At 56.9% G+C, this 18124-nt stretch carries 17 protein-coding genes; 3 read left to right on the forward strand and 14 right to left on the reverse strand.

Features of this window, described 5'->3' with window-relative positions; translation table 11 throughout:
• The first annotated feature begins 82 nt into the window (after window positions 1–82).
• On the forward strand, window positions 83–865 hold the full coding sequence (locus tag SRBAKS_RS16405) for a prepilin peptidase (protein ID WP_229591970.1): 783 nt from the start codon (window positions 83–85) through the stop codon (window positions 863–865).
• A gap of 96 nt (window positions 866–961) precedes the next feature.
• On the opposite strand, the gene SRBAKS_RS16410 is transcribed toward SRBAKS_RS16405, so the two are convergent.
• The 14 genes from SRBAKS_RS16410 to SRBAKS_RS16475 all read right to left on the reverse strand — a co-directional run bounded on the left by SRBAKS_RS16410 (window position 962) and on the right by SRBAKS_RS16475 (window position 15698).
• Window positions 962–1765, reverse strand: coding sequence for a BON domain-containing protein (locus SRBAKS_RS16410; RefSeq protein WP_229591971.1), 804 nt, complete (start codon window positions 1763–1765; stop codon window positions 962–964).
• 227 nt (window positions 1766–1992) lie between these two features.
• Complete coding sequence (locus SRBAKS_RS16415; protein WP_229591972.1) at window positions 1993–3579, reverse strand: ArnT family glycosyltransferase; 1587 nt, start codon at window positions 3577–3579, stop codon at window positions 1993–1995.
• Window positions 3580–3921: 342 nt separating this feature from the next.
• On the reverse strand, window positions 3922–4683 hold the full coding sequence (gene trpA, locus SRBAKS_RS16420) for a tryptophan synthase subunit alpha (RefSeq protein WP_229591973.1): 762 nt from the start codon (window positions 4681–4683) through the stop codon (window positions 3922–3924).
• Between the two features lie 69 nt (window positions 4684–4752).
• On the reverse strand, window positions 4753–5916 hold the full coding sequence (trpB, locus tag SRBAKS_RS16425; protein WP_229591974.1) for a tryptophan synthase subunit beta: 1164 nt from the start codon (window positions 5914–5916) through the stop codon (window positions 4753–4755).
• A 9-nt stretch (window positions 5917–5925) separates the two neighbouring features.
• A complete protein-coding gene (locus tag SRBAKS_RS16430; protein ID WP_229591975.1) occupies window positions 5926–6549 on the reverse strand; it encodes a phosphoribosylanthranilate isomerase in 624 nt (207 codons plus the stop codon).
• A gap of 1 nt (window position 6550) precedes the next feature.
• A complete protein-coding gene (locus tag SRBAKS_RS16435) occupies window positions 6551–7321 on the reverse strand; it encodes an indole-3-glycerol phosphate synthase TrpC (protein WP_229591976.1) in 771 nt (256 codons plus the stop codon).
• Complete coding sequence (trpD, locus tag SRBAKS_RS16440; RefSeq protein WP_229591977.1) at window positions 7311–8318, reverse strand: anthranilate phosphoribosyltransferase; 1008 nt, start codon at window positions 8316–8318, stop codon at window positions 7311–7313. Before trpD ends, SRBAKS_RS16435 begins: the two co-directional genes overlap by 11 nt.
• Window positions 8319–8321: 3 nt before the next feature.
• On the reverse strand, window positions 8322–8894 hold the full coding sequence (locus SRBAKS_RS16445) for an anthranilate synthase component II (protein ID WP_229591978.1): 573 nt from the start codon (window positions 8892–8894) through the stop codon (window positions 8322–8324).
• Complete coding sequence (locus SRBAKS_RS16450; RefSeq protein WP_229591979.1) at window positions 8875–10332, reverse strand: anthranilate synthase component I family protein; 1458 nt, start codon at window positions 10330–10332, stop codon at window positions 8875–8877. Before SRBAKS_RS16450 ends, SRBAKS_RS16445 begins: the two co-directional genes overlap by 20 nt.
• A gap of 328 nt (window positions 10333–10660) precedes the next feature.
• Complete coding sequence (locus SRBAKS_RS16455; protein WP_229591980.1) at window positions 10661–11434, reverse strand: prephenate dehydrogenase/arogenate dehydrogenase family protein; 774 nt, start codon at window positions 11432–11434, stop codon at window positions 10661–10663.
• Window positions 11435–11446: 12 nt separating this feature from the next.
• Entirely contained in the window at window positions 11447–12787 is a 1341-nt protein-coding gene (gene aroA / locus SRBAKS_RS16460) for a 3-phosphoshikimate 1-carboxyvinyltransferase (protein WP_229591981.1), read from the reverse strand.
• Window positions 12787–13884, reverse strand: coding sequence for a prephenate dehydratase (pheA, locus tag SRBAKS_RS16465; RefSeq protein ID WP_229591982.1), 1098 nt, complete (start codon window positions 13882–13884; stop codon window positions 12787–12789). Before pheA ends, aroA begins: the two co-directional genes overlap by 1 nt.
• A 22-nt stretch (window positions 13885–13906) precedes the next feature.
• A complete protein-coding gene (locus tag SRBAKS_RS16470) occupies window positions 13907–14890 on the reverse strand; it encodes a 3-dehydroquinate synthase II family protein (RefSeq protein WP_229591983.1) in 984 nt (327 codons plus the stop codon).
• Window positions 14891–14900: 10 nt separating this feature from the next.
• Complete coding sequence (locus tag SRBAKS_RS16475; RefSeq protein ID WP_229591984.1) at window positions 14901–15698, reverse strand: 2-amino-3,7-dideoxy-D-threo-hept-6-ulosonate synthase; 798 nt, start codon at window positions 15696–15698, stop codon at window positions 14901–14903.
• A 547-nt stretch (window positions 15699–16245) separates the two neighbouring features.
• Here SRBAKS_RS16475 and SRBAKS_RS16480 point away from each other — a divergent pair.
• Window positions 16246–17604 (forward strand): ammonium transporter, encoded by a 1359-nt coding sequence (locus SRBAKS_RS16480; RefSeq protein ID WP_229591985.1) that lies wholly within the window; start codon window positions 16246–16248, stop codon window positions 17602–17604.
• Window positions 17605–17779: 175 nt separating this feature from the next.
• Window positions 17780–18112, forward strand: coding sequence for a P-II family nitrogen regulator (locus SRBAKS_RS16485; RefSeq protein WP_229591986.1), 333 nt, complete (start codon window positions 17780–17782; stop codon window positions 18110–18112).
• The last annotated feature ends 12 nt before the right edge of the window (window positions 18113–18124 follow it).

The raw sequence follows: 18124 nt of genomic DNA on the forward strand, positions 1-18124 counted from the left end.
ATCCGGTAGCCTTCACAGGTGCTGCGCTCAGCGGTATTCATGCAGCAAAAATAGCAAATCTTCAAGTAGCAAGGGCTTTTTCATGGATATGATACCAACCTGGATTTTCATGGTCGGCGCGGCTCTGGTCGGTCTGGAAATGGGCGGTTTTTCCTCCATCTTCATCCAGCGCTGGATCGACGAGCAGCCCATTCTCAAACCGTGGCGGTCGCGGTGCCCCTCTTGCAAGGAACCGCTTGTCTGGCGGGATACCGTACCGGTGATCAGCTATCTCCTGCTCAAGGGACGCTGCCGTCACTGCGATGCGCGCATAGGCCCACAGTACATGCTGGTGGAGCTTTCCTGCATGGCTTGGTCTCTGGCCGTGGCCCAGGAGTTTGGTTTGTCACCCGAGTGGGCGGTCTATCTCTTGCTCGGAGTCATGCTCATTGCCGGCAGTTTCATCGATTTCGAGACCTTTCTCCTGCCCGATCGCATCACCCTGGGCGGGACGGTCATAGCGCTGGCCGCCAGCTTTGTTCTGCGTGAAGGACCCGCATGGCAGGATGCGTTCATTGGTGCGGTCGTCGGGGCCGGGCTGTTCTGGTTTTTGCAGCAGGGATATCGCCTGTGGCGTGGTGAAGAAGGGCTGGGTACGGGCGATGTCAAACTCATGGCCATGATCGGCGCCATGACCGGGTTGGCCGGATTGCCGTTCACCATTCTAGTCAGCTCGGCCACCGGGGCCGTAGGCAGCATTATCTACGCCATCCGTCCCGGAAGCGGCGGTATCAAGGGGCGCGTACCCTATGGCCCGTTCCTCAGCCTTGGGTGCATGGTGTATCTGCTCTACGGGCAGGATATCCTGCGCTGGCTGCGCTCCTGATTGTCCTGATTCCACGCTTCACCAACCGGAAGACCGTCCACCTGAGGGCGGACGGTTCCAGTTAAGGCGACCTCTCGGTCGATTTGAGAGGCGTGTTCAGCGTCCCCGGTCTGGGTTGGATATAGCCAGTACCGAGTGATCGAGCGCCGCTTTCTTGGCAACTCTGGTGCGTTTTTTGGTTTTGGGTTTGGAAATGGGTGATGGCGGGGGAATGCTATCCAGCGTGTTCGGATTCGTCGCCATGATCCCGGCACTCATGATGTGTGGTTCCGGGCCGCTCAGTTCCTGATGATACAGGTAGGATATCACGCGATTGACGCCGGAGGTGTTTTTGGCGTGGTACATGATCCGATCCCGTTCTTTCTTATCAGCGATAACACCAAGCAGGATCACGTCTCCCTGGACGATGTCGACCTCAATGGGGGTGCTGGTGACGCTGAAGTCCGCAATAAGTTGTGTTCGCAATTCTGCGTACTTGGCCTGCTCTTCAAAAAAGTCGGTGTCGGCTTCCTTGTCCCGGATGTAGAGGTGGCTGATGACGCCACGCTTGTTTTCCACCTTGTCCACACACTCGTATATGGTCCGCAACTGTTCCTGTGACTCATATTCTCCCACCAGATACAACGTGCCGAAATAGCAGTAAGTGTCTATCTGACCGGCCTCGATGTCTTTTTTCTTGTAGAGTTCGGCCTGGGCGTGTCCGGCAATGATGGAGTCCACGATCTGCTGTTCCGTGCTCCGTTCATCCATGGCTGTTTCATAGACGGTCTGCCCGCTGCCTATGATTGAGGAAAGGTAGGCAGGCGCGCCGGGAATGAGCCCGATGCCAAAAGGAACCGCAGCACACCCCGGCAGGAGAAGGAGTACCAGAACGAGTATGATAATTTTGAGATTGAACATCAGCGCCTACTCTCCGCATTCCATTTTTGGTTCCACCGACAGGGGCATCTCAGCAAGAAGTTTGCCAAGATGTTCCGGAAGTCAGGAAAATGGAGGCAGCCCTTGCAGGGCAAAGGCTGAGCAAATTGAGGCTATTAGCAGGCAGGAAGGATAAGTCTACAAATAATAGACTTCGGAAAGCGGTGAAGCTGTCTTTAATCTATTAATTGTGGATTGTGCGAGTGGGGCTAGTACCGTCCAAGACCGTGTTGGGGCCATTGGCCGGTGAATCCTTTGCAGATGTATATGGTGAATTTTCTGCCGGGGTGTCCTTTGAAATTGGATTCATACAGGATCGGCTCGCTGACGGATGCAAAGAGTTTTTCCAATTGCGCCATGGGGCCGGGTTGGAACCGTTTTCGTACCATGATGGCGTCCCAGCCGATCTTGCCGTCCGTGGGGTTGGGCCACAGATCATATTGATTCATGCGGCGGCGGTCCATCCAGGTACAGTAGGTAATGGGTTGGCCCGGTACATAGAAGGCGAGTTCCGAGGTGAACCCATAATTGTCGCTGATTAGGAAGACCCGGTCGGGGTCGTCGAATTCCGTCTGCTGCAACTGGGCGACATAGTGCCCCAGATCAGCCCATCCTTTGAGGCGGTGGGTCGGGTTCATGGTGTCCGGGGCCGGAATATGGGGCGAAGCGAACATGGCAAGGACAATGGCAAGAGCTGCGCCCACGAGAACAGCCTTGCCCCGGATTTTGCGTTGTGGCGCTTCCCACCAGCGTTGCAGGGCCATGCCGCCGAGCAGTGCGCCGCTCATGAACGCGGCCGCTGTCCAGTTGGCTTCGACTTTGGAAAATAGGGCCTTGAAAGTAATGATGCCCCACAAGGGCCAGAAGAAGAGCATGGACTGGAGGTCGCGGCGGTAGGTCGCGTCGTAGCTGCCTACCGGACCGACCCACGATTTCTTCCAAGCGGTGACACTCCCTGCGAGAATTGCCACGAACCACCACGGAGAGAGCAGGCCGATCTGAGCGCCGAGCATCTCGAAGAACGGTCCGATACGCAGGGAGAATGTGCTTGTTTTGCCCACGCCCGAGGTGAGCTTGGCGACATGCTTGTAAGCGACCCAGTCATTATCAATGTTCCATAGGACAATGGGGGCCAGGCCGATGAGGGAGCCGATCAGTCCGGCTCCGAGGAACCGCCACCAGAATTTTGGCGGCAACTGACCACGGAAGTGCAGGATGACAGCATACATGAAGCCCAGCCCGAAAAAGACGAGCATCATGTATTTTGCCAGCGTGCCCACGGCCATGCATACGGCCAGAATGATGAAGGGCAGATCGCCGGGCACAGAGTCCAGCTTGTTGCGCGTGGCGGCAGCCAGGGCAAAGAAAGCGACAGTCCAACAGAAAATCAATGGGTTGTCCGTGGTCGCCAGAATACCAAGTCCGTTTAGCAACGGCATGGTGGCCGCCACGAACAGGATATACAATGCCAGCCTATGTTCTTTCCAGATGCGCGAGACGCCCACATACAAAACGGTCTGGATACCGGTCATGCCGAGGATGGAACCGAAACGCACCCCCAGTTCGGTGTTCCCGAAAACAGCGGTCCAGGTGGCGATCATCCAGGCGATGAGCGGACCCTTGGAATAGTAGGAGAGTTGAGGGCGGCGTATCCAGTCCCAATACTGCGCTTCGTCCTGCACCAGATTGAGCTGGCCTGTGGCCACAAACCAGTAGCGGAGGGCAAAGGAAAGCACGATGATCACAAAGGCGATCACATCCAGCCGAAATGTATATGTAGTATTGGGCGTCGTCATAGTTGTGGTTGGAGTATATTATTCACCACCCCATTGGCAAGCGTGAAGCATCGGGTGCCTCCGGCGGCTGGGGGAAGGGGAGAGAAAACCTTTTGAAAAAGGACTTCTCTCCCCTTCCCTCAGGCCCCCATCCCCTCTTTTTCCAAAACGGTATGTGTGCGCTTGCGCGCAAGAGGAAAGTAAGACGTGATGCTGAGAGAAGTGTCGTTATCTTGTTAGATTAACATGCAAAAAAAAGGACGACTCTGCCGAAGGCGGCGCTAAAAAGTTTTGAAGGGGGAGTCCAGAGGGGGGAACTTTTACAAAAGTTCCCCCCTCTGGACGTCGGAGACATTGCTCAAACTATTTCCACGGCTCCATGAAGGAGTCGCTGGTGTTGCCGGACTGGATATGGGTGATGAGTGCCGAGCCGAACACGGCGGCGTCCATGAGTCCTTCGAATTCCTTGAGCTGATCGGGATGCTTGATACCGAATCCGAGCGCGATGGGGATGTCGAAGACTTCCTTTGCCTCGGTGAGTTTTTCCTTGATGCGGGTGGGCAGGGATTCGCGCTGGCCGGTGGTACCGAGTACGGACACGAAGTAGCAGAAGCCCTGTGCGCCGTCAGCATACAGAGCCATGCGCTCTTTGGTGGTGTTCAGCCCGATCAGAGGGACGAGCGAGACGCCGTGGGGTTCGATGGCTTCCTTGACGAAATCGGATTCTTCAAGCGGCATGTCGGCGATAATCAACCCGGATACGCCGGCTTCCTTGCAGGCAGCGCCGAACGCGTCCAGCCCGTATTGCAGTACGGGATTGAGATAGCCCATGAGCAACAGGGCGGCATTGAACTGCCCTTTGCGCTCCTTGAGACCATCGAAAATCCAGGCGAGGTTGATGCCGTCATCCAGACATTTTAGGGACGCCTTTTCCACTACCGGCCCATCGGCCACAGGGTCGGAAAAGGGCATGCCGATCTCGATGACGGACGCGCCCGCGTTGTCCAGTTCCTCCAATTCCTTCCAGAACTGTTCCCGATTGGGAAAGCCTGCGGGAAGAAAGGGAATAAGGCCAACTTTCCCTTGTTTATTTGCTTTTTCTATCTTTATTTGCATTGGGTTCATTATGTACCCCTTTAGTATCGTTGACGACGCGAAGCGCGCCAAAAGGTTCTTGAGTTGCCGGAGGCTTTCCTACAAAATCTGGTCCAGGATGCCGAGGTCCTTGTCTCCACGTCCTGACAGACACACGAGCACTGACTTGCCTTGCAGCTTGTCCTTGTTCTCGATGGCGTAGGCAACGGCATGCGAGGATTCCAGTGCCGGGATGATCCCTTCGCGCTGGGACAACACTTTGAAGGCGTTGATGGCCTGACTGTCATTGATGGTCGTGTAATCCACACGGCCGATGTCCTGCAGGTGCGCGTGTTCCGGGCCGACACCGGGGTAATCCAGGCCGGGGGCGATGGAGTGGGAGGGCAGAATCTGTCCTTCCTCGGTCTGCAACAGCTTGGTCTTCATGCCGTGCAGTACACCGTCGGTGCCGTGATCCAGCGGTGCGGAATCATCACAACCGGGTTCGCCGGTGCCAGCGGCCTCGACGCCCACGATCTTGACGGATTCGTCGGGCACGAAGTTGTGGAACATGCCGATGGCGTTGGAACCGCCGCCCACACAGGCCACGACCACGTCAGGCAGGTCGCCGTCGTTGCGGTCCATGAACTGCTGGCGTGCTTCCTTGGAGATGATCTGCTGGAATTCGCGGACCAGCTCCGGGAAGGGATACGGTCCGGCTGCGGTGCCGAAACAGTAGTGGGTGTTCTCCTGGTCGGCGAGCCAACGGCGCAGGGCCTCGTTGATGGCGTCCTTCAGCGTTTTGGTGCCGGATTCGACAGAGACGATTTCAGCGCCCATGAGCCGCATGCGGTTGACGTTGGGCTCTTGCCGAACCACGTCCGTGGCGCCCATGTAGATGACGGCCTTCATGTCGAGCATGGCTGCGGCCACTGTGGTGGCAACGCCGTGCATGCCTGCGCCGGTCTCGGCCAGCAGCACTTCCTTGCCCATCATCTTGGCGAGCAGGCCCTGACCCAGTGTATTGTTGATCTTGTGTGCGCCAGAGTGGTTAAGATCCTCGCGCTTGAGCCAGAGGTCCAGGCCGAGGTCCTTTGAGAGGTTGGGGCAGTATGTGATGGCTGAGGGGCGGCCGATGTTTTCCTTGAGCATTGCGGTGAAGCGCGTCTGGAATTCCTCACTGGGGAGGATGGTTTTCATGGCTTCTTCAAGCTCGATGAGTGGCGGCATGAGCAGTTCGGGGATGAACTGGCCTCCGAAATCGCCGAAATAACCTTTCTTCATGATAAATCCTTATTCATTGGCTGCGATGATGTCGAAGACCTCGCGCAGCTTGTTTTCGTCTTTGATGCCCGGTGCCTGCTCCACGCCGGAATTGATGTCCAGCCCTGGAGGGTTGAGGGCCAAGGCGGCTTTCAGGTTGTGTGGCCCTAATCCGCCGGCAAGAAACCAAGGTGTTTGTATTTCAATGTCTTGGAGTATGCCGAAATCAATAGTCTGGCCAGTACCGCCCTGCCCCGTATTGCCAGCGTCCAGCAGGAAATGCCCGCAGGCTTCGGAGTAGTCATCCAGGTCGCGTGCCAGCGCTGCCGATGAGGCGTAGGTGCTAGGCCAGAAGGCTCGGATGACCCGATCGGCTCCCACCTGCCAGCAGAAGGTACTGTCCTGTCCACCGTGAAGCTGTGCCGCGTGCAGGCCGCACCGCTCCATGATGTCGAGTACTTCTTTGGCCGTCTGGTTCACGAACACGCCCACTTTGGTTACACCGGTCTTGACCGAGGCCACAAAGTCTGGGTCCACATTTCGTGGACTTTTCGGATGGAAGATGAAACCGAGCAGGTCTGCGCCGAGTTCGACGCAGAGTTCGACATCCTGCATGCGGGTCATGCCGCAGATCTTGACGAGTGGGCGGGGCATGTTACTTGGCTCCTGTGAGTTCGGCCAGCTTTTCGCCGGGGTTCTCCGCCTCCATGAGGGAAGTCCCGATAAGGATGGCGTCAAAGCCGAGGCTGGCCATTTCTTCTACCTGTGCGCGTTCGGATACGCCGCTTGCGCAGATCCACAGTTCGTCATCCTGCTTTTGCTTGATGAAGTGACGACCCTGATCCAGGGAGATCTCAAGGGTGTCGAGGTTGCGATTGTTCACCTGAATGATGTCGGCACCGGCTTCGCGGGCCATGTCGAGGTCTGCCTGGTCGAATACCTCGACCACGGGTGCCAGACCGGGCATGCGTGCGATATCGATGAGCTGTTTCAGGTGGTCGACGTCATCGCACATACGGGCGATGAGCAGTACGGCAGAGGCCGGGCTGGAGGCCGTCATGGCCACCTGAAGCGGATCGAAGATGAAGTCCTTGCGCAGCAGGGGAATGCCGGGATTGCTCATCATGAAGAGGAAATCCGGGGTGCCGCTGAAGTACTTGTGCTCGGTCAGCACGGAGATGGCAGCCGCACCGTTGTTGGCGTAGTCCTCTGCGAAATCCATCGGGTTGATGTTTTCGCGCAGGATACCCTTGCTCGGACTGGCCGGTTTGAACTCCGCAATGATGGCGCCGGGGCCTTTGGCCTTGATGGCGTCGACGAAAGAGGGGCGATTGCCCGAGTATACGGCCGGGATGCGGCCTTCGACGAAGTCCTTGCGCAGGCTCTCTATTTCGAGCTGCTTGGCTTCTCTGAATTTATTGAGCATAGGGGATTCCTTTCTGTAGTCCTTGATTCACGACGTCGCGGGCAATGTCAGCGCATTCGCTCATGGTGCCTTTGTTCAGTAAGCTGAGGCACCCTGCCAGATTCAGGGCCACCATGTCCATCATGGCCTGGGGACCCTTGCCAGCCAGGATATCCCGGAGTTTGGCCACGGCATCTTCCTTGCCGTTCACACGTACATCCTCGGGGGCGTGGGGCTTGAAACCAAGGCGTTCAGGATTGACCGAGACTTTCTCAATGGTGTCGTTTTCGATGACATATCCGCGGTTCACGCCCCAGGTAGTCAGCTCGTCAAAGCCGCCTGCGCCCGAGAAGATGAGTGCCCGCTCAACGCCGGTCAGGAGCAGGGTCTCACCCATGAGATGCAGTTTTTCCGGATCGCCCACGCCCAGGAGCTGGTGCGAGGGACGCGTCGGATTCAGGAGCGGGCCCATGAAGTTGAACAGGGTGCGGATGCCGAGTTGCTGGCGCACGGGCATGACGTATTTGAAGGCCGGGTGATAGGCGGGCGCAAACAGGAAGGCGAAGTGGTACTTTGCCAGACCGTTGGCTGCCTGTTCCGGGGTGAGGTCCAGCGGGATGCCGAGGGCTTCCAGGGCATCGGCCGAACCGCAGGAAGAAGACAGGGCGCGGTTGCCGTGTTTGGCCACGGTGTAGCCCATATCCGCCAGGAACAGGGAGACTGCCGTGGAGTTGTTGAAGCTGCACTGACCGTCGCCGCCCGTGCCGCAGGTGTCGATGACAGGCTCTGTCGAGCTGCCGTCAAACCCGGGGATTTTGACCGCGTGGGCCACTCCGGCGCGGACGCCCGCAGCCAGATCGGTGGAGTCTTCACCCTTGGCGCGCAGGCCCATGAGGAAGGCGCCGGTCTGTGCTTCAGACATCTTGCCGCTCATGAGTTCGGTGAACATGAAGTCTGCCTGTTCGTCATTCAGCGGGGTTCTTGTTGCTATTATTTCAAGTATTTCAGCTATTGTCATGGTCTATCCTTTCATGTTCAGGAAGTTCTGGAGCAGTTTAGGTCCGTCGGGCGTGAGGATGGATTCCGGGTGGAACTGTACCCCGTGCCATGGACGGTCCTTGTACTGAATGCCCATGATCTCACCCTGTAGGGTGCGGGCCGTGACATCGAGCTTGTCAGCCGCCTTTTCTGCCGGAACGATGAGCGAGTGGTACCGGCAGACCGTGAATGGCGAGTCCAGACCGGCAAAGACTCCCTGGCCTTCATGGAACACCTCGGAGGTCTTGCCGTGCATGATCCGCTCGGCGCGTTCCACCGGTGCTCCGGCAAAATGGCCGAGGGTCTGATGCCCAAGGCAGACGCCGAGCACCGGGGTGTTCTTGGGCAACTTTGCCAGGAACTCCAGGCAGAAACCCGCGTTCTGCGGATTGCTCGGGCCGGGCGACAGGCAGACGCGCTCAAGCTCGCCGCTCTGGGCCAGATCGAGGACCGTCTCCCGGTCGTTGCGAATGACCATCGGATCAGCTCCCAATTGTTGGAAGGCCTGCACCAGATTGAAGGTGAAGGAATCGAAATTATCTATCAGCAAAAACATCGGTGCCTCCCTTGCCGGTGATGACTTCCAGAATCACGCGCGCCTTGTTCTGACATTCGTTCCATTCGGATTCGGCGTTGGAATCATAGACGATTCCGGCTCCTGCCTGCCAATGGCAGATGCCGTCTCGAATCCACATGGAGCGGATGGTGATACCCGTGTCGAGGTTGACCACCCCGTCGTCCAGTCCCAGCCAGCCGATGCAGCCGCCGTACGGCCCACGTTCCTGGGGTTCCAGATCGGCGATGATCTCCATGGCCCGGATTTTGGGTGCGCCTGAAAGGGTGCCTGCCGGGAAGGTGGCCTGGAGCACGTCCAAGGCGTCCAGATCATCCTTCAGCTCGCCTTCAACATAGGATGTGAGGTGCATGACATGAGAGAACCGTTCGACATTCATGAACTTTTCAACTGTCACTGTGCCGGGTTTTGATATGCGCCCAAGGTCGTTGCGGCCCAGGTCCACGAGCATGACATGTTCGGCCCGCTCCTTAGGATCGGCCAGTAGTTCTTCTGCCAGTCGGATGTCTTCCTTTTCCGTATCGCCTCTCCAGCGGGTGCCCGCGATGGGGCGGACTTCAAGCTGTCCGGCGGTGGAGCGGACCATCATTTCGGGCGAGGAGCCGATCAGGGTGGTGCCGCAGGTCTTGCCCATGGACGTGCAGTCCGGGAATTTCATGTAGAACATGAACGGGGAGGGGTTGGCCTGTCGCAGGCGGCGGTAAATCTTGAATGGTTCATCCGGGACGGGCACCGTAAACCGGGTGGACAGAACCACCTGGATGCATTCGCCCTCGGCAATGAGTTCCTTGCACCGCTCGACGCCGCGCATGTATTCTTCCTTGCCGGGATGGACCGTGGGTTTACCGACCTCGGGGGCGGTCAGGTCGCCGCCCCATTGAATGGGAGCGGGCATGGGGGTCGCGCCTTCATCAAGGCTCAAGTAGCAGCAGGAATGACGCAGGTGATCAAACAGCACCATCTGGCCGGGGAGGACGAGGCAGGCCTCGGCGTCAGCGGGCTTGCAGGCTTCCTTGAGCTTGCGTTCGAACATGCCGGCCACGCCGTAGCCGAAGTAGCCGTACAGGCCGCGTGTGAAACCGGGTAAGCCGTCGCGAGCATTGCTGCCGGTGGTGTCCTGTTCAATGGAAAGTGTTTTGACGACTTCTCGGAGACCGGTGAGGTACTCCATGCCCTCCAGTTCTTTGAGCGGGGCGAGTCGTTCGTCCTGAACCTCGACCATCAGCTTGCCGTCCACGGGGTGGAGCATGAGGCGGTAGTCGAAAGCGATGAGGGAATAGCGTCCGAGACGCCCGTCCACTTCTGCCGATTCCAGCAGAATGCCGGGCTGGTCTCCCACCAGTCCCATGTAAAGGGAGATGGTGGTCTGGACGTCGGCTGGCAACCATTTGCCGTGCTGCGTCAATGAGATAGTTTTCATTTTGTATATCCTTGTGTGCGTTGACCCGGATTTCGAGAGTGTTTGTTAAGTTTGTTGCTGTGCTTGAAGGCGTATGCCTTCGCGTCAGGGAGAACTTTCCGTCTGCCTGTTGCTTTCATCACTGTCGAAAATCGAACCGTGTCAACTTGTTAGGCTTAATTATATGGCCTTGGGATGACTTGCCATCCCTTGATCTTCTTCCTGTTTTCAGATTTCTTTCACGTACCATTCATCGTTCTTCTCCTCAAAAAAATGAAACCGCACCCTGTGGGGGGTGCGGCTTCGGTTACAATCGTAATCGTGTGCCAGGCAATAAAGCCGCACCCTATTAATATGATTCGTCGTTACGCCACCACCACAGAGCGCGGTCGGCAAGCAGCTCGAGATCGCCGCCAGCCGCCAGGCTGAGGTAGGACATGAACTTGCGGTTGACTTCCTGCAAGTATGGGTTGGCTTCGGAGATGACCTCAAACAGTTCCGTGTCCTGCGTCATCATCTTGGCCGCCGAATCCAGCCTTCGCTTGAAGGATGGGGTAACGAAATGCTCAATGCCGTCAACATCCCGGGCCGCGGCCAGAAATGCCACGGTGGAGGTGAAGTTGAGTCCCTGGATAAAGGCCAGGGCGCGGTCATGATCCTCGGCAGTTGAATCGAAACAGGTGTACCCGCAGGCCTGCATGAGCGCAGTGACCTTGTCAGCGCTGGAGGCGTCGCTCTCACGGCCCGGCATGATCGCCACCTTGGGTTCGAAGCCTTCGGGGATGATTGGTCCGAAGAGTGGGTGGGTGCCCACGACAGGGCCGTCGTAGTGTTCGAGCATCGCCTTGATGGGCAGCTCTTTCACGCTGCCGACGTCGCAGAGGATGGTTTTTCCGTCCATATGCGGCACCATGATCTCCAGGACATGGTCCATGGCCGTCACCGGCACGCTGATCATGAGCAGATCGCAATCGGTGAGAGCGGCGCGAACAGCGTCGTCCGCATAGGGACGCCCCAGTTCCGCAACTTCGCAGCCGAGCCGGGTGAAGTCTCCTGAAAAGAGACCACCCATCTGACCGCGTGCGCCCACGATGGCGATTTTATTGATGCCTTCGACTGTCATTACTCGTTCACTCTAGTCGACGATTTTTTTCCATTCGTCAAAGAAGCCGGGGAAAGACTTTCCGACACAGGCCGGATTGTCAAGGCCGACTTTGATGCCGCCCAGTTCAAATATGGACATGGACATGGCCATACGGTGGTCGCCGTAGGTGGTGAAATCCACTTCACGCCCCTTGGGCAGGCGCCCGGGACGGACGATGAGCGAGTCTTCGACGATCTCGGTTTCGGCCTGCGTGCGGGCCACTTCGGTGGCACACGCCGCGAGTCTGTCCGTTTCCTTGATGCGCAGGTGAGCCACATTGGTGATGGTCGTGGGGGTGGACGCGAATGCGGCGGCCACGGACACGGTGGGGACCAGATCCGGGCAGCGGCCCATGTCCACGTTTACGCCACGCAGAGTGCTTGGTTCCACCAGTATGCCTTCAAAGGTCACGTTGATGGATGCGCCCATCTGGCTCAGGATGTCCATGATGGCGCGGTCTCCCTGAAGCGAATCTGCGGCCAACCCCTTGATCAGCACCGGGCGTTTTCCCACGGCACCGGCGGCCAGGAAATAGCTGGCGTTGGACCAGTCGCCTTCCACGCGGTAGTCGGTGGCGTCGTAGCCGGTAGGCTGGACAACAAAGCGAATCTTGTTGGGAGTCGCGCTCTTGACCGAACGCCACGGCACGGCCTGCCATGCGTTGCCTTCCTTGACTTCTACGGTGAAGCCCGCCTTGAAATCCTCCATGATGCGGAGCGTCAGGGCGACATACGGCCAGGAGACCGCTTTTTTGCCGACCACGGAGATGACGGTTTCATGATCAGCCAAGGGCGCACCAAGGAGCAGGCCGGAGAGGTATTGGCTGCTTTCTTCCAGGGTGATTTCCACTTTTTTACCAGTGTAGCCCTTGCTGGTCATGACAAAGGGGAGGAACCCCTCTTTCTCCGCATATTCAAAGGTCGATCCGAGGTTGCCCAGCGCCTTGACCAGTTCCGCCATGGGGCGTTCGTGCATGCGCTGTGCGCCGTGGACCTTGAATGTTCCGTGTCCGGCGGCGGCCACGGCCGTCATGAGACGACAGGTGGTGCCGGATTCGTGCATGAAAAGTTCGTGCGGTGCTTCGTCTTTGTGTTTGCCATCGGCGTTGCCGCCTTTAGGCCCGGATTCCATGCCGGTGACGATGAGTTTGCCGTCCTTTTCATCAATCTGCGCACCGCATGCCGTCAGGCAGCCGCGGGTGCGGGTGATGTCGTCGGAATCCAGAATGGATGAGACTTCGGATATGCCGTTGGCGAGGCTCGCCGCGATAAGGGTGCGGTGAGACAAGGATTTACTGGCCGGTGCATTGATGACGATGGGTGTCTTGGACATTATCGTTCCTCCTGAGTGGGGTAGGTCCCGAGCACGCGCAGCGTTTGGCACTGGTCCCTGATATCTTCGAGTACGTCTTCATATCTTTCGCCGCCCAGATCACAGGCCAGATCGGCAAAAAAGACATATTTCCATTTCTCACCCTTGAACGGGCGGGATTCAAGTTTGGACATGTTGATGGATTGGTGCGCCATGGTGGTCAACACACGGGCCAAAGCACCGGGGCGATCGGGCAGGGTAAAGAGTATGGAGGTCTTGTCCCGTCTGTCTTCCTGCGATGGGGATGCGCCGATGATCAGGAACCGGGTCCAGTTGTCGGGCAGATCCTCAATGGATTGCGCCAGCACGTTCATGCCATACATGTCCGCCAGTTTGAGATGACCGATAACGGCGGCAGCTTTTTTGCCCGCCACGACCTTGGCTGCCTCGGCAGTGGATTCCATGGGAATGGTCGGCACGTTGGGGAGATGGTTTCTGATCCAGTCCCGGCATTGTCCGAGCGGTTGCGGATGTGAGTAGATCACTTCCACGTCTTCCACGTTTTCGGCGTTGGATATGAGTGAATGGCTGATGCGACTGAAGACTTCCGCCTGGATGTAGACCTTGTATTTCATGAACAGGTCAACCACCTGCCCCACAGTGCCTTCAATGGTGTTTTCGAGCGGGATTACACCGAGTTCGGCGCCTTCTTCGGCCACGGCCCGGAAGATCTCCTCAAAGTTGGCCTTGGGCGTCAGCGAGGCCGCGGACCCCATGTGCTCGATGGCGGCAAAGTAGGAAAACGTGCCTTCCGGCCCGAGGTAGACCACTCGTTCCGGGCGTTGCAGGTGGCGGGATGAGGACATGATTTCACGGTAAATCGTGCGCAGATGCTTGTCCGGGAGCGGCCCGGGGCTTGAGTCCGCGATCTTGTCCATGACTTCCTGTTCACGAAAGGGCTTGTAGATGGGTTCGTCGTTGGCGGCCTTGTAGCGGCCCACGCCGAGACTCACCTCGGCCCGCTTGTTGAGCAGGTCCACGATCTGTTTGTCGAGGGAATCGATCTCGACTCGCAGCTCGCTGAGATCCGGTATGTCTGTCTTGTCTTTATCAGTCATGACTATCTCCGAAAGAAGGGGACTAGCCCTCTTTGATTTCCTCTGTGATACGCATGCCGAAGTGGCGGCCGGCTTCATCGGTCTTGACCATGATCTTGTCACCGACCTGGAGGGAGACCACCGAGACCGGTTCGCCCTTGTCGCTGACAACGCGGATGGTTTCGGCATTTTGCAGGAACACCTGTCCGGTCTTGACGCCTTCCTGCGTCTTCACTTCCGCCTTGATGAGCAGCATGGGGCGGATTTCCACTTTTACGCGGCCCACAGTGGCCAGGGATGTCGCGCCGTCGGCACCCACGATGAGGACATCGTCTCCCGAGGCCAGCTCTTCAAGATAGGTGGTCTTGTCGCCGGGCATCTGGGCATAGGCGTGCACCGCGCCCGCATTGATGCGGAAGGGACGGGCAGCCACATAGGGGTTGGATTCGGTTTCGGCGTGGACCAGGAAAGAGAAGGCGGAGGAGTTGCCGATGAGCATACCCTGGCCTTTCTTTAATATGGAGATGGTGTCCACGCATACACGGTGGCCGAGGCCGGTGGATTCGATTTCGGTGACAGTGGCGGCTTGCAGATCCATGGTGCCCTGGGAGAGTTTGAGTTCGGAGACGATCTGTTTGAGATCGGCGGCACCTTCGGGCAGGACCACGATGGTGTCGCAGCCACGCTCAAGGATGCCGGCAGCCAGGATGGCGCGGTCAAGGGATTCGCATTCCAGCGCCAACGTATCAACCTGAGCCAGTATGTTTTCCACCGGGATGATCTCCCAGCCTTTCTTCAGGACGACGTCCTTGCCTTCCTTGATGCCCTTGATGGCAATATCCTCGTCGGATTTTTTCTTCAGCTCCACCACCGGCATGTCTTCCGGGGTGATGGTTTTCACCTTGCTCAGGGATTTGACGGCAGCGACCTGATCTTTTTCGACCATAATGGCGTCCACGCCGGATTCCAGCGCCAGGGTGACGAGGTTTTTGTCAAAGGGGACGGATTTGAAAATGACTTTTTTCATGGTTATTCCATTATCCATTAAGATGGTTGAGGGCGGCTTCTACGGTCTCGTCATTATGTACGATCATGTTCAGAGCCTCGACAAGACGAGTGGGATTCTCATGCTGGAAGACGTTGCGACCAACAGACAGGCCAGCTCCGCCTGCTTCAAGGGAATCATGCACCATGTGAAGGAATGCTTCGGTGCTGTCAAGTTTCGGGCCGCCTGCAATGACCACCGGAACGCAGCAGGCGTCGCAGACATGGCTGAATGTATCGATATCGCCGGTGTAGGGAACCTTGACCACATCGGCACCGAGCTCTGTACCTACACGGGCGCAATGGGCGACAACGTCAACGTTGTATTCGTCGGAGACTTTCGGGCCGCGTGCGTAGACCATCGCCAGTAACGGAATGCCCCAGTTGGCGGCGTCGGATGCGACCTTGCCGAAATCGTTGAGCATGGCGGCTTCGGTTTCATCACCAAGATTGCAGTGGATGGAAATGGCGTCTGCGCCAAGACGCATGGCGTCTTCAACACTGGCGACCAGAGATTTTGCGTTGGGGAAGGGGGACAGGGTGGTGGAAGCGGACAGGTGGACGATGAGTCCGATGTCCTTGCCCTGGGCGCGATGGCCGCAGCGGACAAGCCCTTTGTGTTCGATGACGGCGTTGGCTCCGCCGTCCACGACCTTGCCAACGGCCTCGCGCATGTCCACAAGCCCTTCGATGGGGCCGACAGTCACGCCGTGATCCATGGGTACAACAATGGTCCTGCCTGTGTTCCGATTGATGATTCTTTCCAGTCTGATTGCTTTACCGATATGCATGCTCTCTCTCCTTCAAGGTTGTCTTCAAGGTGCAGTGGCTCAGGCCGGCGGATAAAAAACAAGGGCCGCCGGCTTTCGCCCGCGGCCCTTGAAGAGGTTTTTATCTGCTTTCGTAATCCACCATTTGGTTACACAGCACCTCGTCCAAGCCCGCGAGCGCGGCTAAACCAATATCCAAAATAATAGTTGGAAAAGTATGCGTTGGAGGAAGTTGTGTTCATCATGGAGACAGACGCTATACCTTGACGGATATTCTGTCAACAAAAAAAATCGCAGCAAATTCGGACGGATAGAGTATATTACTATATATTCTTGTGACCGGCGGTCATCTTTATCTCTTTTTGACATTTTTTGTAAAATTGACAATTTTGGACTAATTTGGATACTTCAAAAATGTAATTTATTGCAAAATTGTAAAAAAACATTGGTCTAAAATGCACTGTTTTGAGGATTTTTACACTAATAGCAATAAAAAACGAGTTTGGCACGGGTCTTGATAGAAGGGAGGCAGGTTAGAAACGCATTCCATTCAAAGAGGAGTATTGAAATGTATTTGAGAAAGTCCCCGACCCATGTTTCCAAGAGGCTCGCCATCGGCGTAGCCACTTTGGCAGCAGCCCTTGCCCCCACTTTTGCTTATGCTGAAGAAGTGGAAACTCTGTCTCAGTTCCATGGTAATGTTCTGTGGACACTGATTGCCGGTATCCTTGTCTTCTTCATGCAGGCAGGTTTCGGTTGTGTTGAAGCCGGTTTTACTCGCGCCAAATCCGCCGGTAACATCATGATGAAGAACTTCCTGGATTTCTCCGTTGGTTCCATCTGCTTTTTCCTGTTCGGTTTTGCTCTGATGTTCGGCCTTGATGCCGGCGGGTTCCTCGGCACCTCCGGTTACGCACTGGGCGGCGTCAGCGAAGCTGATCTTCCCTGGACTTACACCTTCTGGTTCTTCCAGTCCGTGTTTGCCGCAACTGCAGCTACCATCGTTTCCGGTGGTATGGCTGAACGCACCAAATTTTCCAGCTACATTCTCGTATCCATCGTCGTGACCGGCATCATCTACCCCATCTCCGGCCACTGGGCCTGGGGTTCGCTGTGGCTGGGCGACACTGGCGCTGGCTGGTTGGAAGGTCTCGGCTTCTGTGACTTCGCCGGTTCCACTGTTGTTCACTCCGTTGGTGGCTGGATCGCCCTGGCTGGCGCCCTGGTTCTCGGCCCCCGTATCGGCAAGTACACCGAAGACGGCAAAGCAAAGGCCATTCCCGGTCACAACATTCCCCTGGCAAGCCTTGGTGTTTTCATCCTCTGGTTCGGCTGGTTCGGTTTCAACCCCGGTTCCACCACCACTGCTGACGGCAGCATCGGTTTCATCGCTGTAAACACTTCCCTGGCTGCTTGTGGCGGCGTGCTCGGCGCAATGATGTTCGCCTGGATGCGTTTCGGCAAGCCTGATATCTCCATGACCCTGAACGGCGCCCTGGCTGGCCTGGTCGGTATCACCGCCGGTTGTGCCACGGTTTCCCCCGTCGGTTCCATCATCATCGGTCTGATCGCTGGTGTCCTGGTTGTCCTGGCCATTGAATTCATCGACAAGGTCCTGAAGATCGACGATCCGGTCGGTGCTTCTTCTGTCCACGGCGTCTGCGGTGCCTGGGGTACCATCGCCTGTGGCCTGTTCAACACTGACGGCGGCCTCTTCTACGGCGGCGGCGTGGCTCAGCTCGGCGTACAGCTCATCGGTGCAGGCGCAATCTTCGTTTGGGCATTCGGTGCAGGTTACATCCTCATGGCTCTCGTCAAGGGCATCTTCGGCCTCCGCGTGAGCAAGGAAGAAGAGCTCAAGGGTCTGGATATCGCAGAACATGGTTCCGAGTCCTACAACGGATTCCAGCTCTTCTCTAACGAGTAGGCAGCATTGTTGAAGATGGCCAGAGTGCTTGTTGTTCAACTATGACAACTCTCATGAAAAGAGATCAGGAATCGGCCCTGAATTGAACAACCATTGTGTACCCGAACCATTTTGAACAGCTTGCAAGAAGCTGAACAAAGAACAGAATAAGAGATCATTCAAGGAGATCAAGAAAATGAAGCTCATCATAGCATACATCAGGCCAGAAAAGCTCAACGACGTGAAGCAGGCCCTTTACGCCAAGGAAATCTATTCCATGTCCGTGACCAACATTCTGGGATCGGGCCGTCAGAAAGGATTCACGGAAACCTACCGCGGTGTCCAGATGGAAGTGAACCTGCTCAAGAAGGTTCGTATCGAAATCGGCGTCAACGATGAATTCGAGGACAAGGCTCTCGAAGCAATCAAAAGCGCAGGAGCCACCGGCTCGGAAGGCGATGGCGTGATCTTCGTCACCGAACTTGCCAAAGCGCTGCGTATCAGGACCGGTGAGGACGGAATCCTCTAATCCTGGATTGCG

The organism is Pseudodesulfovibrio sediminis (assembly GCF_020886695.1).
Lineage (GTDB): Bacteria > Desulfobacterota > Desulfovibrionia > Desulfovibrionales > Desulfovibrionaceae > Pseudodesulfovibrio > Pseudodesulfovibrio sediminis.

Excerpts from the sequence above, each read along its gene's own strand:
- trpD (WP_229591977.1), bottom strand. The coding sequence starts at position 8,318 with ATGACAATAGCTGAAATACTTGAAATAATAGCAACAAGAACCCCGCTG.
- SRBAKS_RS16455 (WP_229591980.1), bottom strand. The coding sequence starts at position 11,434 with ATGACAGTCGAAGGCATCAATAAAATCGCCATCGTGGGCGCACGCGGT.
- trpB (WP_229591974.1), bottom strand. The coding sequence starts at position 5,916 with ATGAAGAAAGGTTATTTCGGCGATTTCGGAGGCCAGTTCATCCCCGAA.
- SRBAKS_RS16480 (WP_229591985.1), top strand. The coding sequence starts at position 16,246 with ATGTATTTGAGAAAGTCCCCGACCCATGTTTCCAAGAGGCTCGCCATC.
- SRBAKS_RS16405 (WP_229591970.1), top strand. The coding sequence starts at position 83 with ATGGATATGATACCAACCTGGATTTTCATGGTCGGCGCGGCTCTGGTC.
- SRBAKS_RS16415 (WP_229591972.1), bottom strand. The coding sequence starts at position 3,579 with ATGACGACGCCCAATACTACATATACATTTCGGCTGGATGTGATCGCC.
- SRBAKS_RS16435 (WP_229591976.1), bottom strand. The coding sequence starts at position 7,321 with ATGCTCAATAAATTCAGAGAAGCCAAGCAGCTCGAAATAGAGAGCCTG.
- SRBAKS_RS16475 (WP_229591984.1), bottom strand. The coding sequence starts at position 15,698 with ATGCATATCGGTAAAGCAATCAGACTGGAAAGAATCATCAATCGGAAC.
- SRBAKS_RS16470 (WP_229591983.1), bottom strand. The coding sequence starts at position 14,890 with ATGAAAAAAGTCATTTTCAAATCCGTCCCCTTTGACAAAAACCTCGTC.
- SRBAKS_RS16430 (WP_229591975.1), bottom strand. The coding sequence starts at position 6,549 with ATGCCCCGCCCACTCGTCAAGATCTGCGGCATGACCCGCATGCAGGAT.
- SRBAKS_RS16445 (WP_229591978.1), bottom strand. The coding sequence starts at position 8,894 with ATGTTTTTGCTGATAGATAATTTCGATTCCTTCACCTTCAATCTGGTG.
- pheA (WP_229591982.1), bottom strand. The coding sequence starts at position 13,884 with ATGACTGATAAAGACAAGACAGACATACCGGATCTCAGCGAGCTGCGA.
- SRBAKS_RS16410 (WP_229591971.1), bottom strand. The coding sequence starts at position 1,765 with ATGTTCAATCTCAAAATTATCATACTCGTTCTGGTACTCCTTCTCCTG.
- SRBAKS_RS16450 (WP_229591979.1), bottom strand. The coding sequence starts at position 10,332 with ATGAAAACTATCTCATTGACGCAGCACGGCAAATGGTTGCCAGCCGAC.
- SRBAKS_RS16485 (WP_229591986.1), top strand. The coding sequence starts at position 17,780 with ATGAAGCTCATCATAGCATACATCAGGCCAGAAAAGCTCAACGACGTG.
- aroA (WP_229591981.1), bottom strand. The coding sequence starts at position 12,787 with ATGTCCAAGACACCCATCGTCATCAATGCACCGGCCAGTAAATCCTTG.
- trpA (WP_229591973.1), bottom strand. The coding sequence starts at position 4,683 with ATGAACCCAATGCAAATAAAGATAGAAAAAGCAAATAAACAAGGGAAA.